At 39.6% G+C, this 7,646-nt stretch carries 5 protein-coding genes; 2 read left to right on the forward strand and 3 right to left on the reverse strand.

Features of this window, described 5'->3' with window-relative positions; translation table 11 throughout:
* Positions 1-148: 148 nt before the first annotated feature.
* Positions 149-634 (reverse strand): hypothetical protein, encoded by a 486-nt coding sequence (locus HMPREF1505_RS11530; protein ID WP_036925492.1) that lies wholly within the window; start codon positions 632-634, stop codon positions 149-151.
* Between the two features lie 146 nt (positions 635-780).
* Here HMPREF1505_RS11530 and HMPREF1505_RS11535 point away from each other — a divergent pair, with 146 nt between their 5' ends.
* Both HMPREF1505_RS11535 and glgP read left to right on the forward strand, forming a co-directional pair.
* On the forward strand, positions 781-2,427 hold the full coding sequence (locus tag HMPREF1505_RS11535) for a glycogen/starch synthase (protein WP_036925495.1): 1,647 nt from the start codon (positions 781-783) through the stop codon (positions 2,425-2,427).
* Positions 2,428-2,478: 51 nt separating this feature from the next.
* On the forward strand, positions 2,479-5,034 hold the full coding sequence (glgP, locus tag HMPREF1505_RS11540; RefSeq protein WP_036925498.1) for an alpha-glucan family phosphorylase: 2,556 nt from the start codon (positions 2,479-2,481) through the stop codon (positions 5,032-5,034).
* A 171-nt stretch (positions 5,035-5,205) separates the two neighbouring features.
* Here the strand turns inward: glgP and HMPREF1505_RS11545 are convergent, their stop codons facing one another.
* Both HMPREF1505_RS11545 and HMPREF1505_RS11550 read right to left on the reverse strand, forming a co-directional pair.
* Complete coding sequence (locus HMPREF1505_RS11545) at positions 5,206-5,802, reverse strand: HU family DNA-binding protein (protein ID WP_036925501.1); 597 nt, start codon at positions 5,800-5,802, stop codon at positions 5,206-5,208.
* A 443-nt stretch (positions 5,803-6,245) separates the two neighbouring features.
* Positions 6,246-7,073: a DUF4595 domain-containing protein gene (locus HMPREF1505_RS11550; RefSeq protein WP_036925506.1), complete on the reverse strand. Its 828-nt coding sequence runs from the start codon at positions 7,071-7,073 to the stop codon at positions 6,246-6,248.
* Positions 7,074-7,646 lie beyond the last annotated feature (573 nt).

Raw genomic sequence — 7,646 nt, forward strand, 5'->3', positions numbered from 1 at the left:
GGAAAGAAAAATATATTAATTAAGAAAATTTCCCCACCTTTTTTCTACTGAGCCATAATATTTGGAAATCAATTATAAAAGAAGACCCTACTAATGAGCACCAATTTGTCATTAGTAGGGTCTACTTATATAGTCCTGAAAACCGTGATTATTTACAATAGAAGATTAAATCCTTAGGAATCTTCACCCATTTATTATTAACCACAATCTTCATCGTGCTACCATCAAGTCTTGTTAGCGTGTAGGTACCGTTTGAATTATGCTTTAGTTCGGCTTTGAGATCTTCACTACCATAGTCATTGATGATGGTTAAGATAGCCTTTCTCCCTTTTATGGTAGCATCAGAGATAATCCACTTACGAGTATCACGTACTGCACCAAAGTAGCCTGGAACCTCTCCGAATATCTCTTGTCGTGGTACGGTAATATTGTTATGATAGAAATCAATATCCATCCACACTTGAAATTCATCATTCACAAGATGCGCTTTAAAGATAGAGTCATTATTCTGTACTATCTTTCCAGTTTTTGAAGGAGAAGTTTCTGTCTTTGTAGTGGATAAGTTGCTTTGAGCGGCTATGTTGGTTGAAAAAGCCAACATAGCCATTACTGTCAGTACAATCTTTTGTTTCATATCTATGAATGTTGGTTAATTGCAAAGTTAATGATTTTAATTAATTAATACTATACATTCCTCAAAAATGTACAGATTAAATTGTTGATTTACTTATTTTTGTATTACCTTTGTGGCGATATATATCAAATGTTTTAAAGGAGAAGATGTTATTTCCAGATTATATTTTTGAGACCAGCTGGGAAGTTTGTAACAAGGTTGGAGGAATTTATACTGTACTTTCAACTCGTGCAAAGACATTACAAGATAAGATAAAGGATCGTATCATTTTCCTTGGTCCTGACTGCTGGCAAGAGACACCATCCCCTTATTTTAAAGAGGATAAGAAGTTATTTGCTGATTGGCAGCAGAGAGCAGTTTCCGAGGGGCTATCAGTAAAGGTTGGACGTTGGGATATCCCTGGGGAGCCAATTGCTATGCTTATTGATTTTCAGTCATACTTTGCTCATAAAGATGAGATTTATGGTAAGCTTTGGGAGTATTATAGAGTTGATAGTCTCCATGCCTACGGTGATTATGACGAATCTGCTATGTTTGCTTATGCTACGGCACTTGTCGTAGAGAGTTTCTATAGATTCTATCTTAGTGAGAAAGATAAGGTTGTCTTCCATGCAAACGAATGGCAAACAGGCTTTGCCGCACTTATATTACAGCATCGTTTGCCACAGATAGCATCTATCTTTACTACTCATGCAACGGGTATTGGTCGCAGTATAGCGGGCAATAACAAGCCATTGTACGAATATCTCTGGGCATATAATGGTGACCAGATGGCTTCGGAGTTGAATATGGAGAGTAAGCATTCTATCGAGAAGCAGACTGCTCACCATGTTGATTGCTTCACGACTGTGAGTGATATTACTGCAACAGAATGTAAAGAGTTGCTTGATAAACCAGTTGATTTGGTTCTTCCAAATGGTTTTGAAAACGACTTTGTACCAAAGGGTGCAACCTTCACAAAGAAGCGCAAGGCAGCTCGTAAACGTTTGCTTGATGTTGCCAATGCGTTGACAGGTGACGATATACAAGATGATGCGTTAATCGTATCAACCAGCGGACGATATGAGTTCCGCAATAAAGGTATTGATGTGTTCATAGAATCAATGAACCGCTTGCGTTATGATGAGAACTTGAAGAAGCAGGTTGTAGCCTTCATTGAGGTTCCAGGCTGGGTAGCGGGTCCACGTCAGGACCTTGTGGAGCGTCTCAACAGCGGTAAACAGTTTGACACACCATTGGAGAAGCCTGTACTCACACATTGGCTCCACAATATGGACCATGACAATGTACTGAATATGCTCAGCTCTCTTGGTATAAACAATGCAAAGGGAGATAAGGTAAAGGTCATCCTCTTGCCTTGCTATCTGACAGGTGATGATGGTATTATGAATATGAGCTATTATGACCTCGTATTGGGTAACGACCTCTGTGTCTATCCTTCATACTATGAGCCATGGGGCTATACACCATTAGAGGCAATAGCCTTTAAGGTACCTTGTATTACAACCGACCTTGCTGGTTTCGGTTTGTGGGCAAATACAGAGAAGGGAAAATATAGCGAGATAGAAGATGGTGTGAAAGTATTACATCGTACGGATTATAATTATTCAGAGATAGTTGATGGTATTAAGGATACCATAGCCCGTTACTCTTGCTTTACGAAGACGGAGGTGAACAAGTGTCGTTCAAATGCCGAGAAGCTCTCTCGTAAGGCTCTTTGGAGTGAGTTTATCATCTATTATGAGCAGGCTTACGACATAGCATTAAAGAAAGCAGCTGCAAGAAACAAGTGATAACTGCTTAGTAACAAAATAACGAAATAACAGTCAAAACTATAATAAGTTATGAAAATTAAATCAGATTATTCCAACGAACCTCAGTGGAAAGAGGTAACTGTAAAGTCAACTCTGCCAAAGGAACTGGCATGTCTTGATGAGCTTGCTCACAATATGTGGTGGGCATGGAATTACGAAGCACGCAACATGTTCAAAGCTCTTGATGAGGAACTCTATGAAGAGGTTGGACATAATCCAGTCCAGCTCCTTGAGCGTCTTAGCTATGACCGTAAGGAAGCTATCGTAAAGGACAAAAAGCTGATGAAGCAGGTGAGTGATGTCTATAAGAAATTCCGTACTTATATGGACGTTAAGCCTAACAAGAAGCGTGCTTCTGTTGCTTACTTCTGTATGGAGTTTGGTTTGAATCAGGCTTTGAAGATTTATTCTGGTGGTCTTGGTATCTTGGCAGGCGACTACATTAAGGAGGCTTCTGACTCTAACGTAGACTTCTGTGCTGTAGGTTTCCTCTATCGCTTTGGTTACTTCACACAGAGTCTTTCTATGGACGGCCAGCAGATTGCTAAGTACGATGCACAGAATTTCAACTCTCTTCCTATTGAGCGTGAGCTCGATGAGAATGGCAATCAGGTTGTTGTTGATGTACCTTACCGCAACTATATGGTACACGCACTTGTTTGGCGTGTGAACGTTGGTCGTATTAAGCTTTACTTGCTCGATACAGACAATGATATGAACTCTGAGTTCGATCGTCCTATCACTCACTCTCTCTATGGTGGTGACTGGGAGAACCGTTTGAAGCAAGAGATTCTGCTCGGTATCGGTGGTATTCTTACTTTGAAGAAATTGGGTATCAAGAAGGATATCTATCACTGCAATGAAGGTCATGCGGCACTTTGCAACCTCCAGCGTCTTTGCGACTACATTGAGAGTGGCTTGACATTTAATCAAGCTATGGAGCTTGTACGTGCCTCATCACTTTATACCGTTCATACTCCTGTACCAGCAGGTCACGATTACTTCGACGAGGAACTCTTCGGCAAGTATATGGGTGATTATCCTACTAAACTTGGTATCTCGTGGGATGAGTTCATCGGTATGGGTCGTACCAATCCTGATGATCACAGCGAGCGTTTCTGTATGAGTACCTTCGCTTGTAACACCTGTCAGGAAATCAATGGTGTGTCAAAACTTCACGGTTGGGTAAGCCAGAAAATGTTTGCTCCATTGTGGAAGGGATACTTCCCAGAGGAGAATGCTGTAGGTTATGTAACCAATGGTGTACACCTCCCAACATGGACCGCAACAGAGTGGCGCAAAGTTTACGATAAATACTTTGATGAGAGTTTCATGAGCGACCAGAGTAACGAGTCTATCTGGCACGCAATCTATAATGTTCCTGATTCAGAAATCTGGGAGACACGTATGGCATTGAAGCAGAAACTTATCAAGTATATCCGTGATAAGTTCACCAAGCAGTGGCTCCGCAACCAGGGTGACCCAGCTAAGGTCGTTTCTATCCTTGAGCGTATCAACCCTAACGCATTGATGATTGGTTTCTGCCGTCGCTTTGCAACGTATAAGCGTGCACACTTGCTTTTCACAGACCTTGAGCGTTTGGAGAAGATTGTAAACAACCCAGAGCGTCCAGTTCTGTTCTTCTTCTCAGGTAAGGCACATCCTGCTGATGGCGCGGGTCAGGGACTTATCAAGCGTATCTTTGAGATTTCACGTATGCCACAGTTCCTCGGTAAGATTATCTTCCTTGAGGATTACGATATGCAGTTGGCTCGTCGTCTCGTTTCTGGAGTTGATATCTGGATGAACACACCAACTCGTCCACTCGAGGCAAGTGGTACATCTGGTGAGAAAGCAGAAATGAACGGTGTTGTTAACCTCTCAGTACTTGATGGCTGGTGGGTTGAAGGCTACCGCGAGGGAGCTGGATGGGCATTGCCAGAGAAGCGTACCTATCAGAATCAGGGCTATCAGGACCAGCTTGATGCAGCTACTATCTATGGTCTTCTCGAGAATGAGATTGCTCCTCTCTACTTCAATAAGAATCAAGATGGCTACTCAGAGGATTGGGTAAAGGTTGTAAAGAACTCTATTGCAACTATCGCTCCTCACTATACAATGAAGCGTCAGCTTGATGACTACTATGACAAGTTCTATGAGAGTCAGGCTAAGCGTTCTCATAAGCTCGAGGCTAATGACAATAAACTTGCTAAGGAGATTGCTCTTTGGAAGGAGTCTGTAGCAGAGCGTTGGGACAGCATCTATGTTGTTTCTAAGGACGAGGATGCACTGCAGGATATTTCTACAGGTCATAAGATTAAGGTTACTTACGTTATCGACGAGCAGGGCTTGAACAATGCTGTAGGTCTTGAGCTTGTATTCTTGAAGAATGCACCAGTTGATGACGTTAACATCCACAAGGTAATCCCATTCAAGATGGTGAAGACAGAGGGTAATCACTATACTTTTGAGGCTACTTTCGATGCAACAGAAGCAGGTGCTTATAAGTGCGCTGTCCGTATGTATCCTAAGAACGATCTCCTGCCACACCGTCAGGACTTCGCTTACGTGAAGTGGATTGGATAAAATAGTCTGAGGACTACTCAATAAATAAAAGCCATTCCTATGCTCTGAAAAGGGTTGGGAATGGCTTTTTTGTGTTTCTATGCTATTGAATTATTACTGGGTCTAATCTAATTTATAATAGTAATATGCTATTTCCCTCTATATGTTTACCATTTGTTTATCGCCTTCTGCTTACGCTTTTTTATATATTTTGCGATAACGTGAACCTATGTTGATGATTTTCTTTTCACGTTCTAACTGTGCTGTAAGTTGATAGGCATAGGTTGTAGAAAGGTTCAGACGGCGACGGAGGTCGTTAACGGTGATTATCGGACTCTCTTCAAACAACTCTTTTAGTGCAGCGTTAACGGCAGATTTTGTAGGAAGTGTGGATGTACCGTCTTTGTAGGTTTTGTTTTCAAAAATCATCTTTCCTAACGCTTCGTGAAAATCCTTATCGGGGCGGAATCTAATTTTGCGTACAGCAACATTACGGAGATGGTGACGATGCGTCTTAGGGTCTTCATGTATGTCGCCTTTAAGGGCAAGCGAGAAGAATCCTATGCCCGGTAGATGGACTGTATTCCCACTTTTTAGCTCCTCTGCTAATTCTGTTTTTAATGCCGAGATAGTCCCGAGAATGTCGGCTGTTGTAAGCGTTGTTGCTTGTTGGATATGCTGACAGATTCTTTCTATACCTGTTACGTCTTTCTTGATTGGTACTATTCTTAGTGCTTTACATTGTGCGAGTTTACCGCTTGTTCTTAATAGTTTGTAATTTACAGTCATAGCTTTATGTTTATAATAAAGGGTTAATAATCGTCTTTTCTATGTGCCATAGCTCTATAGAATGTAGGGTTATCCTCTACAATCTTAGGCTTGGGCTGAATTCTTTTCACGAAAGAAAGAAATTATTTACGTGAAAATAAATCTTTCTTTTCATGAAGAAAAATATTTTTTTTCATGAAAATAATTCGTGATTCATGCTGCAAAGATACTGTTTCAATGGTTGCTTGGCAAGTATAAGCTATGTAGTAATCTGTGTATTTGTGCTATTTTGCGTGGGTGTAGATTTGGGATGGGTGGATAAAAGGGTAAAAGAAAAGCTCTCAGACCAGTGAGGGGTATGGTCTGAGAGCTATGGTTTGAAAGTAACCCCCTATTGATTTACTTTCCGAGTGTACTTTATAGAAGGGGGATGATAAATATATGTAATGATATAAAATACTTTTTTACCACTCGAACTTGTATTGATGGCTACCGCTTGTCATTGCTGTTGGGAAACCATTACTATTGAAAGTCCATGTAAAGTTGGTTTTGTTGCCGCTCTTATCAATAAACTGTACAGGCAAGTTCTTAGTTGCTTTTCCAAGCAATCCTGCATAGTAGGCGTATTTAATTGCGCCCATGTCAATTCCAAACGTTGTATTGAAGAGCATAATGTTACCCTTGTTCACTATAGGAGCTGGGGTTGTATCTGAGGTATAAGCAACTTTACAAGTATCTTTCTTTCTTGTTGTTGTTTGTGAAACGATAGTTTTTGTCTCTATTTCAGAGATGTTGCTATCTTTATAAGTCAAAGTAAGTTCTTTGTAGTTATCTGCTGAATGGATTATATTAATTAGTTGCTCATTATCGTTATAAGTGAAGCTCCATATATCTTCCTTTGTATTTTCCTTTTGCTCTATCACGCATCTTCTAACAAAACCGTTGTTGTTCAGATACATTTTATAGAGTGTTGCTTTCCCATTACGTTCTACTTTCATGAAGACATTTGGGACTACAATAGCACGTGTTTTTGTATTATTGTATTTAAAAGATACCATTTCATCCTTAGTCTCAATACTTGTAACTAATCCTTTTTCATTTGTTTGGATAGTCATACTGTCCACCTCTTTAGGCGTTCCATTAGTGAATACCTTTGAAAGGTCAATTGTTACAGGATCTGGCAAGCCGTCAATAATCCAGTCATCATCGTTTTTGTTACTGCATGATGAAAAAAAAGATGTTGCACCTATTACTGCTGCAGTAAGAAGTGCGATTGTAATAGTTTTTTTCATTGTCCTTTTTTGTGTTATAATTAGTAATTGGCACATTCTTGTCAACTCATTGGCTTGTGCTTTTGTTCTCTGTTGCAAATATATAAAAAACTTTCTTCAATGACCCGTTTCTATACTATGATTTTATTAGTTTAGTGTGAAAAAGTCAGCAATTAGCTTTATATCATAATATTGCTGTCTGGTAAAAATAAACTGAAAGCTCTGTATCTTTTTATCCATCGATGTTGCAGTCGTTTTACTTATCCATGGGCTTGGTTTTCAGTTTTAAACTGTAAGCATTATAAAATGTGCTTATATTGACAAGGAAAGCGCTATAATAACCAAATAAATTAATGAAATCATAAGTTTAAGTCTATTTTATCTAACACAGATAACTCTAAAAAAGTTTTATCGGACACCAATAATCTTTTAACTGAAGATATTACTCCATATCGTGTTTTAATTTTACAAGCCTTTTTTCACGAACAGCATATTCACTTTTGCGAGAATGTCCAATACTTGCCCGTTCATCTAAATCCTCTTCATAATTGAATATTATTTCTATTCTTCGTAGTTGAGGTGTTCTGTCAACCA

The sequence above is a fragment of the Prevotella sp. ICM33 genome, assembly GCF_000517825.1.
GTDB classification, from domain to species: Bacteria; Bacteroidota; Bacteroidia; order Bacteroidales; family Bacteroidaceae; genus Prevotella; species Prevotella melaninogenica.

Excerpts from the sequence above, each read along its gene's own strand:
- HMPREF1505_RS11535 (WP_036925495.1), top strand. The coding sequence starts at position 781 with ATGTTATTTCCAGATTATATTTTTGAGACCAGCTGGGAAGTTTGTAAC.
- HMPREF1505_RS11545 (WP_036925501.1), bottom strand. The coding sequence starts at position 5,802 with ATGACTGTAAATTACAAACTATTAAGAACAAGCGGTAAACTCGCACAA.
- glgP (WP_036925498.1), top strand. The coding sequence starts at position 2,479 with ATGAAAATTAAATCAGATTATTCCAACGAACCTCAGTGGAAAGAGGTA.
- HMPREF1505_RS11550 (WP_036925506.1), bottom strand. The coding sequence starts at position 7,073 with ATGAAAAAAACTATTACAATCGCACTTCTTACTGCAGCAGTAATAGGT.
- HMPREF1505_RS11530 (WP_036925492.1), bottom strand. The coding sequence starts at position 634 with ATGAAACAAAAGATTGTACTGACAGTAATGGCTATGTTGGCTTTTTCA.